This window comes from uncultured Cellulomonas sp., assembly GCF_963527515.1.
In the GTDB taxonomy this organism is placed as follows: domain Bacteria; phylum Actinomycetota; class Actinomycetes; order Actinomycetales; family Cellulomonadaceae; genus Cellulomonas.
Map to the genome: position 1 here is coordinate 23,953 of NZ_CAURTV010000028.1, position 14,631 is coordinate 38,583.

At 73.2% G+C, this 14,631-nt stretch carries 13 protein-coding genes; 8 read left to right on the top strand and 5 right to left on the bottom strand.

Annotated elements, in window-relative coordinates; genetic code table 11:
• Positions 1-119: 119 nt before the first annotated feature.
• From RYN42_RS09225 to RYN42_RS09240, 4 genes are all read left to right on the top strand, one after another.
• Positions 120-557, top strand: coding sequence for a CD225/dispanin family protein (locus RYN42_RS09225; RefSeq protein WP_315095476.1), 438 nt, complete (start codon positions 120-122; stop codon positions 555-557).
• A 35-nt stretch (positions 558-592) separates the two neighbouring features.
• Positions 593-979: a Rid family detoxifying hydrolase gene (locus RYN42_RS09230; protein ID WP_315095477.1), complete on the top strand. Its 387-nt coding sequence runs from the start codon at positions 593-595 to the stop codon at positions 977-979.
• Between the two features lie 98 nt (positions 980-1,077).
• On the top strand, positions 1,078-2,061 hold the full coding sequence (locus tag RYN42_RS09235) for a magnesium transporter CorA family protein (protein WP_315095478.1): 984 nt from the start codon (positions 1,078-1,080) through the stop codon (positions 2,059-2,061).
• A gap of 90 nt (positions 2,062-2,151) precedes the next feature.
• On the top strand, positions 2,152-3,984 hold the full coding sequence (locus RYN42_RS09240) for a 5'-nucleotidase C-terminal domain-containing protein (RefSeq protein ID WP_315095479.1): 1,833 nt from the start codon (positions 2,152-2,154) through the stop codon (positions 3,982-3,984).
• A 42-nt stretch (positions 3,985-4,026) separates the two neighbouring features.
• On the opposite strand, the gene ppdK is transcribed toward RYN42_RS09240, so the two are convergent.
• A complete protein-coding gene (gene ppdK / locus RYN42_RS09245) occupies positions 4,027-6,711 on the bottom strand; it encodes a pyruvate, phosphate dikinase (protein WP_315095480.1) in 2,685 nt (894 codons plus the stop codon).
• Positions 6,712-6,883: 172 nt separating this feature from the next.
• On the opposite strand from ppdK, the gene RYN42_RS09250 reads away from it, so the two are divergent.
• Positions 6,884-7,603 (top strand): response regulator transcription factor, encoded by a 720-nt coding sequence (locus RYN42_RS09250; protein WP_315095481.1) that lies wholly within the window; start codon positions 6,884-6,886, stop codon positions 7,601-7,603.
• Here the strand turns inward: RYN42_RS09250 and RYN42_RS09255 are convergent.
• The gene (locus tag RYN42_RS09255; RefSeq protein WP_315095483.1) at positions 7,539-8,093 is read right to left on the bottom strand and encodes a flavodoxin/nitric oxide synthase; all 555 of its coding nucleotides are present in this window, start codon (positions 8,091-8,093) and stop codon (positions 7,539-7,541) included. The two genes, RYN42_RS09250 and RYN42_RS09255, sit on opposite strands and share 65 nt — an antisense overlap.
• 126 nt (positions 8,094-8,219) lie before the next feature.
• Between RYN42_RS09255 and RYN42_RS09260 the strand changes: the two genes are divergently transcribed.
• Together RYN42_RS09260 and RYN42_RS09265 are read left to right on the top strand one after the other, a co-directional pair.
• Complete coding sequence (locus RYN42_RS09260) at positions 8,220-9,779, top strand: GAF domain-containing sensor histidine kinase (protein WP_315095484.1); 1,560 nt, start codon at positions 8,220-8,222, stop codon at positions 9,777-9,779.
• A gap of 94 nt (positions 9,780-9,873) precedes the next feature.
• Positions 9,874-10,929, top strand: coding sequence for a zinc-dependent alcohol dehydrogenase family protein (locus RYN42_RS09265; RefSeq protein ID WP_315095485.1), 1,056 nt, complete (start codon positions 9,874-9,876; stop codon positions 10,927-10,929).
• A 54-nt stretch (positions 10,930-10,983) separates the two neighbouring features.
• On the opposite strand, the gene RYN42_RS09270 is transcribed toward RYN42_RS09265, so the two are convergent.
• On the bottom strand, positions 10,984-11,859 hold the full coding sequence (locus tag RYN42_RS09270; RefSeq protein ID WP_315095486.1) for a universal stress protein: 876 nt from the start codon (positions 11,857-11,859) through the stop codon (positions 10,984-10,986).
• Positions 11,860-12,094: 235 nt separating this feature from the next.
• Here RYN42_RS09270 and RYN42_RS09275 point away from each other — a divergent pair, with 235 nt between their 5' ends.
• Positions 12,095-12,679: a DoxX family protein gene (locus tag RYN42_RS09275; protein ID WP_315095487.1), complete on the top strand. Its 585-nt coding sequence runs from the start codon at positions 12,095-12,097 to the stop codon at positions 12,677-12,679.
• A gap of 30 nt (positions 12,680-12,709) precedes the next feature.
• Here the strand turns inward: RYN42_RS09275 and RYN42_RS09280 are convergent, their stop codons facing one another.
• Together RYN42_RS09280 and RYN42_RS09285 are read right to left on the bottom strand one after the other, a co-directional pair.
• On the bottom strand, positions 12,710-13,438 hold the full coding sequence (locus RYN42_RS09280; RefSeq protein ID WP_315095488.1) for a hypothetical protein: 729 nt from the start codon (positions 13,436-13,438) through the stop codon (positions 12,710-12,712).
• A gap of 23 nt (positions 13,439-13,461) precedes the next feature.
• Positions 13,462-14,631: ATP-dependent helicase C-terminal domain-containing protein (locus RYN42_RS09285; RefSeq protein WP_315095489.1), on the bottom strand; the 1,170-nt coding region annotated here is incomplete at its 5' end.

Below are 14,631 nucleotides of genomic sequence, written 5' to 3' on the forward strand. Positions count from 1 at the left end.
TCTCCGCGGTGCGAGGTGGCGCGCCCGACCTCACCCTCGGCTGACAGCGCTCGCCAAGGCTCCTCCCAGGGAGCGGTCGTACGGTGCCCCTCACCAGCAGGCTCACCCCGGGAGGAACCATGGCCACCGAGTCGTCCCCCACCGTCCCGCCCAGCGTTCCCGGGCCACCCCCGGGCCCGGTGACGCCCACCCCGCCGCGTCCGGCCGAGCCGTCGGCACCGGTCGGGTGGGTGATCGCGGCGATGATCCTCTTCTGGCCCACGGGCATCCCGGCCCTGCTCGCCTCCCACCGTGCGGCGCGGGCGATCGGAGCCGCCGACACCGACGTGGCGCTCCGGGAGTCGGCGAACGCCCGCCGCTGGGGAGTCATCAGCGTGTGCGTGGGGGCAGGCCTGATCGTCCTGTCGGTCCTCGCGTCGATCGCCTGGATCCTGCTCGCGGCGGTCGCCCTGCGCGACGGCATCGACGACGGCGGGTGGCAGCGCGGCCCGGGCTGGTCGCACGAGATGCCACGCGAGTGGGACCGACCGGGCCTGCCCGAGGAGGGCGGCCGCTAGATAGTCTCGCCTGGACCCTCGGACCAGGAGACGCCATGACCCGACGACGCGTGCACACCGAGAACGCACCGGCCGCGCTCGGCCCGTACAGCCAGGCGATCGTCGCGGGCGGGCTCGTCTTCTGCTCGGGCACTGCCGGGATCGACCCCGCCACCGGTGCGATCCCCGACGGGATCGAGGCCCAGACCGACCTGGCGCTGCGCAACCTCGCGGCGACGCTCGAGGCGGCGGGCTCGTCGATGGACCACCTGGTCAAGACGACGATCTTCTACGCGGACGTGGACGACTTCGCCACGTTGAACGCCGTCTACGCACGGCACATGCCAACCCCGCCGCCGGCTCGCTCGGCTCCCGCCAACATCCGCCTGCCCCGCGGCCTGCTGGTCTCGATCGACGCCATCGCCACGCTCGGCGACGACTGAGGGGCCGTCGACCGACAGCCCGCGTCAGCCCGTCCGCCGGGACAGGGCCAGGTACCGCCCGTCGGCCGGCCGCACCATGATGGCGGCAGGAGGCCAACGTGGACGTGCACCTCATCACCGGCGACGGCGTCCACGAGCGCGCCGTCGCGGACCTGCCCGCCCTGCTCGCGTCGGGCGAGGGCATCGTGTGGGTCGACGTGCCGACGTGGGACGCGCAGGCCGCGGACGTGCTCACCCGGGTGTTCGGCCTCCATCCGCTGGCGGTGCACGACTGCGAGGTGCGCAACCGGCTGCCGAAGGTGCACGCCTACCCGGACTCGCTGTTCCTCGTCCTGCACGCGCCCGAGCGGGGCGAGGGTGGCCACGTCCACCACGTGGAGCTCGACCGCGTGATCGGGCCCGGCTACCTGGTCACCGTGCACGGCCCCGTCAACCCCGCGGTCCCGCTCGAGGTGGCGCTGCGGGACACCCGTGAGGTGCTTGAGCGGATCCGGGCGGGCAGGCTGCGCCCCCGGACGTCGTTCGACGTGTCCCACGCCATCGTCTCGACGCTCACCCGCCGGATGGAGAAGTTCGTCGAGGAGCTCACGGCCGACGTGTGGGAGCTCGAGCGGCGCGTCACGGCGGGCGCGTACGACGACCCGGAGACGTTCCTCGACGAGACGTTCCGCACCCGCCACGGCCTTCTGGCCGTGCGGACGATCGCCGCGCAGACCGCCGAGATCTACCGGCGGGTGACGGGGCTGCAGCGCGCAGTGCCCGAACCCAGCCGGCACCTCGTCGGCGACCTCGTCGACCAGTTCGACCGGATCGCGGGCCTGGCGACCGAGGAGAAGGACTACCTGCAGGGCGTCATCGAGTTCTACCGCGCCCGCACCGAGACCAAGATGACCATCGCCGCCGAGCGTCTCGCCGTGATCGCCGTGGTCACCCTGCCCATCACGGCGCTGGCCTCGGTGCTCGGGATGAACCTGATCGTCAGCGACCGCACCTCACCCCTGCCCCTCGCCGCCGCCATCACGGTGATGATCGCCATGTCGAGCGGTCTGCTGTGGTGGGCCAAGCGCCAGGGCTGGTGGTGAGCGCCTGACGTGTTCGCGTCACCCGGACGGAGTACCGTGCCCGTCGCACCGCAACCCGGTGCAGAACCGACAGCACGGGAGGACTCCGGCATGGGAATCACCATCCTGCAGCGGGCCAGCGTGAGGGCAGGTGCGGTGGCGACGGCCGCGGTGCTCGCTCTCGGACTCGCCACACCGGCACAGGCCGGCAACGGCCACGGCGGACCGAGGGAGTACCAGCTCACCGTCATGGGCACCACGGACCTGCACGGCAACGTCCTGAACTGGGACTACTTCAGGAACGCCGAGTACGACGACAGCGCGCACAACGACGTGGGACTGGCCAAGGTCTCGACGCTGGTGAACCAGGTGCGCGCGGACCGAGGGGACCGCAACACCCTCCTCATCGACGCGGGCGACACCATCCAGGGCACCTCGCTGGCGTACTACTACGCCAAGATCCAGCCGATCTCGGGGACGGTCGAGCACCCGATGGCGACCGCCATGAACGCCATCGGCTACGACGCGGCTGCGCTCGGCAACCACGAGTTCAACTACGGCATCCCCTACCTGCGCACCTTCGAGAAGCAGGTCGACTTCCCGCTGCTCGCGGCCAATGCCACGTTCGACAAGAACGGTCGCGCGGCCTTCACGCCGTACGTCATCAAGACGGTCCGGCCCCCGCACGGCAAGCCGGTCAAGGTCGGCATCCTCGGGCTGACCAACCCCGGGATCGCGATCTGGGACAAGGCGAACGTCGAGGGCCAGATGAGCTTCGGCGGCCTGGTCGAGCAGGCCGCGAGGTACGTGCCCGAGATGAAGCGACGCGGTGCCGACGTGGTCGTCGTCGCCGCACACTCCGGCGCCGACACCTCGTCCTCCTACGGTGACGCGCTGCCCTTCCCCGAGAACGCCGCGACGCTCGTGGCCGAGCAGGTGCCCGGGATCGACGCGATCCTCGTCGGGCACGCCCACCAGGAGATCGCCGAGCGCGTCGTCACCAACACCGCGACCGGCAGGCCTGTCGTCCTCTCGGAGCCCTTGAGGTGGGGTGAGCGGCTCTCGGTGTTCGACATCGACCTCTCGTTCAGCCGCGGCCGGTGGAGCGTGCAGTCGGTGGACGCCTCGGTGCTCAACTCGAACGCGGTCCCGGAGGATCCCGAGATCGTCAGCCTGCTGCAGGCGAGCCACCAGACGGTCGTCGACTACGTGAACGGCGTCGTCGGCACGTCGACCGAGGCCATGTCGGCGGCGACCGCACGCTACGAGGACACCGCGGTGCTGGACTTCATCAACTACGTCCAGGCAGGAGCGGTCAAGGCCGAGCTCACGGGCGCCGACGCCGACCTGCCCGTGCTCTCGATCGCGGCCCCGTTCAACAAGGACGCGGCGATCCCGCAGGGTGACGTGTCCGTGCGGGACATCGCCGGGCTGTACATCTACGACAACACGCTCCTGGGCATCAGGCTCACGGGCGCGCAGGTCAAGGCGTACCTCGAGAAGTCGGCCGAGTACTTCAAGGCCGCCCCGGCTCCCGGCACGTACCCCGCCGCCAGCCTCACCAACGCCGTGACGCCGACGGCCCCGAACGGCACCCCGGACTACAACTACGACGTCATGGGTGGGCTCGACCAGCCGCTCACCTACGACATCGACCTCGCGCAGCCCGTGGGCAGCCGGATCGTCGGCCTCGCCTACGGCGGGGTCCCCGTGACGGACACGCAGGAGTTCGTCGTCGCGATCAACAACTACCGGCAGTCCGGCGGGGGCAACTTCCCGGGCGTCACGGCGGCGCCGGTCGTCTACAACCGGCAGGTCGAGATCCGCCAGCTGCTCATCGACTGGGTGAGCGCCAACGAGGTGGTGGACCCGAGCGTCTTCTCGGCCACCAACCCCGACTGGCGGCTGACGTCCGGCGGCACCCCGCTGACCGTCACGCCGTAGTGCCTGACGCGGGCGCCGGGACATCCCGGCGCCCGCGTCGTGTCACGGGGTGGCCACCGCCGCCCGGCCGGCCTCCAGCCGGGCGATCGGCACGCGGAACGGCGAGCACGACACGTAGTCGAGCCCCACCTCGTGGAAGAAGTGGATCGACTCCGGGTCTCCCCCGTGCTCTCCGCAGACCCCGATGTGCAGGCCGGGCTTGGTCGACCGGCCGCCCTCGACGCCGGCCCGGACCAGGGACCCGACCCCGTCCGCGTCGAGCGTCTCGAACGGGGAGATGGTGAGCACCCCGTTCTGCAGGTAGTCGGCGAAGAACGCCCGCTCGACGTCGTCCCGAGAGAAGCCCCACGTGGTCTGCGTGAGGTCGTTGGTGCCGAACGAGAAGAAGTCGGCCTCCTCCGCGATGCGGTGCGCGGTCAGAGCCGCCCGCGGCAGCTCGATCATGCAGCCGATCGGCACGTCGAGGGGGACCCCGGACGATGCGCTGACCTCCGCCAGCACGCGCTCCGTCTCCTCCCGCACCAGCTGCAGCTCCCGGACCGAGCCCACCAGCGGCACCATGATCTCCGGCCTCGGGTCCCGCCCCGCCTGGCGCAGCTGGACGGTGGCCTCCGCGATCGCCCTGACCTGCAGCGCGAACAGGCCCGGGAGCGTCAGCCCGAGGCGCACGCCGCGCAGCCCGAGCATCGGGTTCTGCTCGTGCATCCGCTCGACCGCGGCCAGGAGGGCCACGTCCTTCGGGTCGGGCTCCGCGGCGACGGCGACCTTGACCGCCAGCTCCGTGAGGTCGGGCAGGAACTCGTGCAGCGGCGGGTCGATGAGCCGGATGGTCGTCGGCAGCCCGTCCATCGCCTCCAGCAGGCCGGCGAAGTCGTCGCGCTGCAACGGCAGCAGGGCGTCGAGGGCGACCGCACGGTCGTCGTCGTTGTCGGCCAGGATCAGCCGCTCGATGTGCTCCCGACGCTCCCCCAGGAACTGGTGCTCGGTCCGGCACAGGCCCACACCCTCGGCCCCCCGCGCCCGCGCGCGGCGGGCGTCCTCGGCCGTGTCGGCGTTGGTGCGCACCTGCATGCGACGGACGAAGTCGGCGTGCCGCAGGACGCGGTCCACCGCCGAGACCAGGGCACGCGCCTCGGGGTCGGTCGCCGCGGCCAGCCCGGCGTCGAGCCCGTCGGCGACGTAGACCATGACCGGGGAGTCGACCACCGGCACCGACCCGCGGAAGACCTCGCCGGTGGACCCGTCGATCGCGATCGTGTCCCCCGCGTGGAGCACGTGGTCGCGCACGCGCACCTCGCCGCGGGCGACGTCGACCTCGACCTCCTCGGCGCCGACCACCGCGCACGTCCCCATGCCGCGGGCGACGACGGCCGCGTGCGACGTCTTCCCGCCGCGGGCGGTGAGGATGCCGTCGGCGACGATCATCCCCTGCAGGTCGTCCGGGTTGGTCTCGCGGCGGACCAGGATGACGTGGGCACCGGCCTCGGTCCGCTCGAGCGCCTGGGCGTTGTCCAGGACGATCTCGCCCACTGCGGCGCCGGGCGACGCCGCCATGGCCGTCGTCAGCAGGTGCCGGTCGGCGCTCGCGTCGAACTGCGGGAACAGCAGCTGGTTGAGCTTGTCGCCGGGACAGCGCGTGATCGCCTCGTCCATCGTGATGAGGCTCTCGTCCACCAGCTCGGTCGCGATCCGGAACGCCGCCGCCGCGGTGCGCTTGCCCACCCGCGTCTGCAGCAGCCAGAGCTTGCCGCGCTCGATGGTGAACTCGATGTCGCACAGGTCGCGGTAATGGGTCTCGAGGCGTCGCATCGCGTGCCGGAGGGCGTCGTAGGAGACGGGGTCGAGCACCTCCAGCTCCGCGAGCGGCAGCGTGTTGCGGATCCCCGCGACCACGTCCTCGCCCTGGGCGTTCGGCAGGTAGTCGCCGTAGACCCCCGTCTCGCCGGTGGAGGGGTCACGCGTGAAGCAGACCCCCGTCCCGGACGTCTCCCCCAGGTTCCCGAACACCATGCTCACCACGTTGACGGCGGTGCCCAGGTCGTTCGGGATGCGCTCGCGACGACGGTAGAGGCGGGCACGGTCGGTGTTCCACGAGTCCAGGACGGCCTCGATCGCCATGTCGAGCTGCTCGCGCGGGTGCTGGGGGAACTCGCGGCCGGTCTGCTCGACGACGATCTCCTTGAACGTGTGGACCAGGATGTGCAGGTCCTGCGCGGACAGGTCGACGTCGGTCGCGGCGCCCACCGCGGCCTTGCGCTCGTCCAGCGCGGTTGCGAACAGGTCGCCGTCGATGCCCAGGACCGTCTTGCCGAACATCTGGATGAGCCGACGGTAGGAGTCCCACGCGAAGCGCTCGTCACCGGAGAACTCGGTCAGCCCCTTCACGGACGCGTCGTTGAGCCCGATGTTCAGGACGGTCTCCATCATCCCGGGCATCGAGAACTTGGCCCCGGAGCGCACGGAGACCAGGAGCGGCTCGTGGAAGTCGCCGAGGCGTCGGCCGATCACGTCCTCGATCTCGCGCACCGCGAGCGTCACCTCGACCCGCAGCTCGGGCGGGACGTGCCCGTCGCGCATGTAGGCCCGGCACGCCTCGGTGGTGATGGTGAACCCCGGGGGCACGGGCAGGTCGAGCTTGGTCATCTCCGCCAGGTTGGCTCCCTTGCCACCCAGCAGGTCCTTCTTGTCCTTGTCGCCGTCGGCGAACCGGGAGACGTACCTGGTCATGAAAGGCTCCTGTCCACGGCCTGGACGAGGGGAACTCGCCTGCTCCCGAGCATCCAGGCTGCTCGAGAGCGGCTTCAAGGGCTGGGCGTCGTCAAGAACGGCGCATGTTGCTGCGGCGTCAACCTGGGGCAGGCGGGCCCACCGCCTCCCCGCCATGGTGCACAGTGGCGTCATGGCCCAGATCCGGGTGTTCCTGCTGGACGACCACGAGGTGGTGCGCCAGGGGCTGCTGCGCCTCATCGAGGCGGACCCGGACATGACGGTGGTGGGCGAGGCGGCCACCGCGCACGAGGCGCTGGTCCGGGTGCCGCGCGCGGACGCGGACGTCGCGCTCCTCGACGTGCGGCTGCCCGACGGCAACGGCGTCGAGGTCTGCCGCGAGCTGGCGTCCCTGGCGCCCGGCGTCCGGTGCCTCATGCTCACGTCCTACGAGGACGACGACGCCCTGCTGGCCTCGATCACCGCCGGCGCCGCCGGCTACGTGCTCAAGGAGATCCGCGGCCCGCAGCTGCTCGACTCGATCCGGCTGGTGGCCGCCGGCCGGACGCTGCTCGACCCGGCCACCACCGGTCGGGTGCTCGAACGGCTCCGCGAGGCACGGCGGCACGACTCCCGCCTGGACCTGCTCACGCCGCAGGAGAGCGCCGTGCTGGACCTCATCGGCGAGGGTCTGACCAACCGCGAGATCGCGGACCGGATGTTCCTGGCGGAGAAGACGGTCAAGAACTACATCTCCAGCCTGCTGGCCAAGATCGAGGTGCGCGGCAGGACACAGGCTGCCCTCTTCATCGCTGAGCAGCATCGTCTGCACCCCGAGGCCGGCGACGTCAGCGCGCGGGGGCCCCGAGCGGACCCGGGCCCTTCGGACTCAGGCCCAGCAGCAGGCCGGTGAGGCTGACGCCCCAGGCACGGGCGCGGTCCAGCTCGCCGTCCCGCAGCGGACCCTTGATCCCCATCACCCAGAAGCTCTCGGCCTCGGCGGCCACGTCGAAGCCGGCCCGCCGCAGCACGCGCCAGGCGCCCACGGCGGCCGAGCCCGGGACGTGAGGGCTGTGGATCCGGGTGTCGAACGTGGCGGCGTGGACCGCGCGCTCGGGAGGGTCCAGCTCCCGGAGCCACTCGCGCACGCCGATCGTCGGACCGGAGCCGGCCGTTCCCGCCTGCTGCTGCGCGTCGGCGCGGGTGGGCGGCCGGCTCATGCCGAACGCCTGGGTGGGCGCGCCCACCACCAGGAGCTCGAGCTCCGGGGGCAGGTGCCGCGGGGCGGCGCCGACGTCGAGCAGGGCGACGTCGCGCAGCCGCGACCGCATCCCGTCCCAGACCGCCTCGGCCACCCGTCCCGTGTTCCCGAACGACGACTCGTAGACCACCAGAGCGCGCATCGTCCCGACCTCCTCGTGCTCGTCGACCTCGCTCGCACCAGGATGTCGTCGGCGCCGTGGTGCGCCCCAGGGCCGAAGGGCCCTGTTCGCCGCCGACCCGGGGCCAGGCAGACCTATGCTCCGAACATGCGGGCCGACGGAGCGGACACCGAGCACGACGAGCGCCTCGAGGCGCTGATCGACGCCGTGGTCTCGATGTCCGCCGAGCTCGACATCGCCACCGTCCTGGAGCGGCTCGTCGCCGCCGGCTGCCGGCTCACCGGTGCCCGGTACGGCGCGCTCGGGGTGCTGGGCGAGCACGGCGGCCTGCAGGAGTTCGTGTACCGGGGCATCGACCAGCCGACCGCGCGCCTGGTCGGGCACCTGCCGGAGGGACGGGGGGTGCTCGGGCACCTCGTCCGGGACCCGCACACGCTTCGCCTGCACGACCTCACCGAGCACCCCACGTCGGTCGGGTTCCCGGCGCACCACCCTCCGATGCGCACGTTCCTCGGGGTGCCCGTGCTGGCGCGCGGAGCGGTCTTCGGGAACCTCTACCTCACCGAGAAGGCCGACGACGCGGGCGCGAGCGTCGACTTCACCGCCCGCGACGAGCAGGCCGCGGTGGCGCTGGCCGCCGCGGCGGGCGTGGCCCTCGAGCACGCGCGCGCCTACCACCAGGCCCGTGAGCACGAGCGGTGGCTCGAGACCGCGGCCTCGACCACGTCGACGCTGACCAGCGGGCTCGCCCGCGAGGAGGCGGTCGCGACCGTGCTCGTCCGCGTCCGGCGGACCTCGGGCGCGCGGGACTCGACGCTGTACGAGACGGCGGACGACCTCCCGGACGCACTGGCCGCCGACCTGGTCGGACGGTCGCCCGTGGTCCGGGCGCTCCCGGACGGGTCGACGATCGGGCGACCGGGGCCGGTCTGGGCGCTGAGCGTCCCGCTGCACAGCGGCGACCGCTGGGTCGGCGGCCTGGTGATGTGGTGGCCGGGCGGCGACCCGACGTCGGCCCCGCGCGTGGACCTGCCCAGCATCGCCGGGTTCGGCGAGCAGCTCGCTCTGGCGCTCGACGTCGCCGACGCACAGTCCGACCGGGCACGGCTGGCCGTGCTCGAGGAGCGGGAGAGGATCGCGCGCGACCTGCACGACATGGTGATCCAGCGCCTGTTCGCCATCGGGCTGTCGGTGCAGGGGGCCGCGCAGGAGGCGGCACGCCCCGACGTCGCGCGCCGGCTCGAGGCCGCGGTCGACGACCTCGACGAGACGATCAAGGACGTGCGCACGACGATCTTCCGGCTCGGCTCCCGCGGTGGGACCACCGGGACGGGCCTGCGCCACCGGATCGACGCCGAGGTGGTCCACGCGCGCGCGGGCCTCGGCTTCCTGCCCCGGCTGCGCACGGACGGCGTCACGGCGACCGTGCCGGACGAGCTGGCGGAGGACGCCGTGGCGGTGGTCCGCGAGGCCCTGGCGAACGTGGCCCGGCACGCCCGGGCGCACGAGGTGGTGGTCCGGCTCGACGTCGGGAGCCGGCTGACGGTCGAGGTGCAGGACGACGGTGCGGGGGTCCCTGCCGACGTACCGGTGCGCAGCGGTCTGGCCAACCTCGAGGAACGCGCCATGCGCCGGGGCGGGACCCTGGACGTCGCCGCGGTCCCGGACGGCGGCACCTACCTGCGCTGGTCCGTGCCCCTGCCCTGACGGGACCATCGGCCCTGACCGGTCCGACGAGTGCGGTCCGACGCTGGAGCTGCGCGGGCAACCGTGCCCGACGCGGTCGAGGTGAGGAGTCACCATGAGAGCGCTCGTGTTCCACGCTCCGGGATCCATCGCGTGGGAGGAGGTCCCGGACGCCCGCCTGGTCGAGCCGACCGACGCGGTCGTCCGGGTGGACACCACGACGATCTGCGGGACCGACCTGCACATCCTGCACGGTGACGTGCCGACCGTCGCGGCCGGACGCATCCTCGGTCACGAGGGCGTCGGCACCGTGGTGGAGGTGGGCGACGGGGTCCGCACCCATGTCCCGGGCGACCGGGTGATCATCGCCTGCATCAGCGGCTGCGGCGTGTGCACGTACTGCCGCGCCCAGCTGCCGTCGCACTGCCTGGCGCCCGAGGGCGCCGCCGGCATCGGCTGGGTGCTGGGCCACCTCATCGACGGCACGCAGGCCGAGCTGGTGCGCGTGCCGTTCGCGGACAGCTCGCTGCACGGCCTGCCGCCCACGGTGCCCGACGAGCTCGGGGTGCTGCTCTCCGACATCCTGCCCACCGGCTTCGAGATCGGCGTGCGCTACGGCAGCGTCCAGCCGGGCGACACGGTCGCGGTGGTCGGCGCCGGACCGGTCGGCCTGGCGACGGTGGCCACCGCCGGGCTGTACGGCGCGGCGCAGATCATCGCCGTCGACCGCGACCCCCACCGGCTCGACGTCGCCCGGGGGCTCGGTGCGACGCACACCGTCGACTCCTCGGCGCCGGACTGGAAGGACCAGGTCCTGGCCACCACGGACGGGGCCGGCGTGGACGTCGCGATCGAGGCCGTCGGCATCCCGGAGACCTTCACCATGTGCACCGAGCTGGTCCGCCCCGGCGGGCACGTCGCGAACGTCGGCGTGCACGGTGGTCCGGTGCCGCTGGCGCTCCAGGACCTGTGGATCAAGAACGTCACGATCACCACGGGACTGGTCAACACGACGACCCTGCCGATGCTGCTGCGCCTGGTCGCGGCGGGGAGGCTCGACGTCGGGGCGTTCGTCACCCACCGGTTCGACCTGGCGGACGTCCTGGACGCCTACCAGACGTTCGGGAGCGCCGCCCAGACGCAGGCGCTCAAGGTCGTGATGACTCGCTGAGCGGGGACACACGAGGGCCCGGCTCCACCGAGCCGGGCCCTCGTGCACGGCGGGTCAGCCGTTGTCGTGGACCACCAGCACCGGGCAGGTGGCCTCGCGGATCACCGCACCGCTGACCGAGCCGAGCAGCATGCCCCGGAACCCGCCGAGGCCCCGCGAGCCGACCACCACGAGCGCCGCACCGCGCGCGAGGCCCGTGAGGGCGTCGACCGGGTCGTCGTCGACGAGGGCGACCTGCACGGTCAGGCCCCCGTTGTCGGCCCGCAGCGACTCCGCCACCACGCGGGCGGCCTTGTGCGTCGGGTCGTTCTCGTCGTCGGTCGCCAGCGGCGGGACGCTGCCCCGGCCGAACGGGTCGGGGATGGTCGGTCGCGCGTGCAGGACCGTCAGCGGACGACCGCGCATCCACGCCTCGCGCGCTGCCACCCGCGCGGCGGCGAGGGACGCCGACGACCCGTCCACGCCCACGACGACGTCGGCATCCGGTAGCACCGGGCGCTCGGGCTCGGTGCGCACCACCGCCACGGGGCAGCGGGCGTGCGCCGCGACGTGCACGCCGGTGGTCCCGGTCCGCTGCCGCCCGTGCCGGCTCTGCGCGCCGACCACGAGCAGCTGCCCCTCGGCGCTGATCTCGCGCAGGCACGGGACGACGGCCCCGTGCAGCACGCGGCTGCGCACCGTCAGGCCAGGGTGCCGCTCGGCGACCTGCGTCTCCTGCTCGGCGAGGTACTCCTTGACCTGGGTGTCGATCTCGGTCATCCCGACCATGGGGTACCAGCTCCAGGCCGTGACCTGCCACGTGTCGTCGACGACGCTGACGAGCAGGACGTCGGCCTGCCGTCGGACCGCCTCCGCCACGCCCCACTCGAGCGTGCGTGCACTGTGCGGTGTGCCGTCCAGGGCGACGACCACCGGTCCGTCGGTACGCATGAGGTGCCTCCTTGCTCCTCGTGCGTGGCCCCGCCGGACGTTCGCCGGCCGCGGCCGCGCTACGTCCAGCCTCGTCGCCCGCGAGCGCGTCGTCCCGGGACCTGGGTCCCTGATCGCCGTGCGGACGCGGGACCTTCGACCCTGGGGCGCCCCCGGCCGTCCGGACGACCGTGGACCTGTCAGAACGTCACATCCGGGTCCCGACGGAGAGACCCCGCACGGAGGAGAGAGCGCCATGGCCACCATCCACCCCGAGGCCCGCACCTCGACCCACCCCGCCGTCCTGGTCGAGGACGACGTGGTCACCTCGCTGACGGGCCGACGCTGGCTCGCCGTCACTCGGCTCGCGACGGGCTTCATCTTCCTGTGGGCGTTCCTCGACAAGACGTTCGGCCTGCACTACGCGACCGGCGCCGCGGTGGCCGAGGGCGACCCGAGCCTCAGCTGGCTCGACGGTGGCACGCCGAGCCAGGGGTTCATGCAGTTCGCCGCCGTCGGACCGTTCAAGGAGACGTTCGCGTCGATGGCCGGACCCGTGTCCGACTGGCTGTTCATGCTCGGGCTGCTGGGCATCGGCGTCGCGGTCATGCTCGGCATCGGGCTGCGCCTCGCGGCCGTCTCCGGCGCGATCATGATGGTGCTGATGTGGGTCGCCGAGTGGCCGCTCCTGCAGGGCTCGAACAACCCGCTGGTCGACTACCACCTGATCTACGCGCTCGTCCTCATCGTCTGCGCGTCGCTCCTCGCCGGAGACACCTGGGGCCTCGGCCGCCGGTGGGCGCGGATCCCGCTCGTGCAGCGCTACTCCTGGCTGCGTTGACGACGACGCCGGGCGGACCGGAGCGGCGCCTCAGCGGCGAGGCGTCGCTCCGCTGCGTCCCGGTACCAGGCGGTCCAGCAGCAGCGCGTGCAGGCGCGGGTCCGCCAACGGCCGGAAGTGGCCCGGCGTGTCCAGCACGACCTCCTCGGCGCCGTCCAGACCGCTGCCCGCGGGGATGTGCGGGTCCCAGCGGCTGTACACCGACGTGATCCGCGCGTTCACCTCACGCTCCGCCGCGAGCGCGACGATCGTGGCGTCGGTCGGCCGGAAGGCGCGCACCGACGGCACCAGGAACCACCGTGCGTACACCGAGCCGGCGAACGGCGTGTTGACCGCGACCATCGTGGCGAGCCGGCCGTCCGGGTCCTCGCGCAGCATCGCGAGCTTGCCGATGAGGCCGCCCTTGCTGTGCGCGACCAGGACGACGTCCCGCAGGTCGTGCGCGACGACGTACCGACCCAGGACCGCGGCGCCGACCGCGACCGGTCGACGGTTGACGCCGAGGTCGGGAAGCACGTGCACCCGCACCCCCTGGTCGTGCAGGAGCATCGCCAGCGGGAGCAGGAAGTGCCACGACTCGTACACACCCGGCACCAGCACGACCGGTGGACCGACGGGGCGCTCCGGGTGCCGCAGCCGGTCCGGGTCCACGCGGGAGACGATCCCGGTGGCCTGCCAGCGCAGCACGGCCGCGTAGTCGCGCACCCGCCACCAGGTCGTCCGCAGGGCTGCGGCGGTCACGGCGCTCACGTCGGGCATGCCGCCATCGTCGGCCCGCCGGCCTAGCGGCGCACCCCGCGCAGCGGGACGGCGGTCAGCGGGTCGTCCGGCCAGGCGTGCTTCGGGTACCGCCCACGCAGCTCCGCGCGCACCTGCGGGTAGCCGGTGCGCCAGAACGACTCCAGGTCGGCGGTCACCGCGACCGGGCGACCGGCGGGCGAGAGCAGGTGCACGACCACCGGCACCCGCCCGTCCGCGAGCCGGGGCGCCGCCCGCCACCCGAACACCTCCTGCAGCCGCACGGCGAGCACGGGCTGGTCACCGGTGTAGTCGACGCGCACGCTGGAACCGCTCGGCACGGCCAGCCGCTCGGGCGCGAGCGCGTCGAGGCGGGTCGCCGCCGGCCAGGGCAGCAGCCTGCGCAGCGCCTGGAGCACGTCGAGCCGCGCGAGGTCACGGGCACCGCGGATGCGCGCGAGGTCCGGCCCGAGCCAGTCGTGCAGGTCTGCCAGCAGCGCGGCGTCCGACACGTCCGGCCAGGGCGCCCCCAGCGCCGCATGCAGGAACGCCATCCGTCGACGCAGGCTGGTGGCCGCCTCCGACCAGCGCAGCAGGGCGAGACCGTCGCGCGCGAGCCCCTCACGCAGCGCCTCGACCACCAGTGCAGCGGGCGGGTCCGTGAGCCGCGCGGACGTCAGCTCGATGGCACCAAGCCGCCGCACGCGACGGGCGACGATCCCCCCGTCGGACCAGGCGACGACGTCGTCGTCCCCGAGCAGTGCAGGGGCCGCCTCGATCGCGAGGTCCAGGTCGAGGGGTGCGGCCGAGCGGATCGTCGCGTCCCGGCGGCCGGCGCCCCGGTCGGCGTCGGCGACGGCGAGCCAGGGCAGTCCCGCCAGCGCGGACCCCGGCGCCAGCGCCGCACCGGTCCCCGACGTCATGAGGTAGGCCGACCCGCCCGGTCGCAGCCGGGCGATGCGGTCGGGGTGCGCGAGGGCGACGACGAGCCCCACAGCGAGGTCGTCGGTGAGCTCGTGCACGGGCGCGTGGGCGGTGACCGACCTCTGGAGCCGGTCGGTCTGCGCCCTCCACGCCCCGGACTGCGGTCCGCCGCGGCGCGCCGCGCGCAGCGCCGCGACCAGGTCCCCACCCGGCACGCTCACGTCGTCCGCGAGCAGGGCAACCACCTCGGCCGCCCGGCGTGCACCGACGAGGGCGGCGCCGTCGAGCAG

What these genes read in the sequence shown, in the direction of transcription:
- RYN42_RS09230 (WP_315095477.1), top strand. Translation starts at nt 593, where the DNA reads ATGACCCGACGACGCGTGCACACCGAGAACGCACCGGCCGCGCTCGGC.
- RYN42_RS09265 (WP_315095485.1), top strand. Translation starts at nt 9,874, where the DNA reads ATGAGAGCGCTCGTGTTCCACGCTCCGGGATCCATCGCGTGGGAGGAG.
- ppdK (WP_315095480.1), bottom strand. Translation starts at nt 6,711, where the DNA reads ATGACCAGGTACGTCTCCCGGTTCGCCGACGGCGACAAGGACAAGAAG.
- RYN42_RS09260 (WP_315095484.1), top strand. Translation starts at nt 8,220, where the DNA reads ATGCGGGCCGACGGAGCGGACACCGAGCACGACGAGCGCCTCGAGGCG.
- RYN42_RS09270 (WP_315095486.1), bottom strand. Translation starts at nt 11,859, where the DNA reads ATGCGTACCGACGGACCGGTGGTCGTCGCCCTGGACGGCACACCGCAC.
- RYN42_RS09250 (WP_315095481.1), top strand. Translation starts at nt 6,884, where the DNA reads ATGGCCCAGATCCGGGTGTTCCTGCTGGACGACCACGAGGTGGTGCGC.
- RYN42_RS09225 (WP_315095476.1), top strand. Translation starts at nt 120, where the DNA reads ATGGCCACCGAGTCGTCCCCCACCGTCCCGCCCAGCGTTCCCGGGCCA.
- RYN42_RS09275 (WP_315095487.1), top strand. Translation starts at nt 12,095, where the DNA reads ATGGCCACCATCCACCCCGAGGCCCGCACCTCGACCCACCCCGCCGTC.
- RYN42_RS09240 (WP_315095479.1), top strand. Translation starts at nt 2,152, where the DNA reads ATGGGAATCACCATCCTGCAGCGGGCCAGCGTGAGGGCAGGTGCGGTG.
- RYN42_RS09255 (WP_315095483.1), bottom strand. Translation starts at nt 8,093, where the DNA reads ATGCGCGCTCTGGTGGTCTACGAGTCGTCGTTCGGGAACACGGGACGG.
- RYN42_RS09280 (WP_315095488.1), bottom strand. Translation starts at nt 13,438, where the DNA reads ATGCCCGACGTGAGCGCCGTGACCGCCGCAGCCCTGCGGACGACCTGG.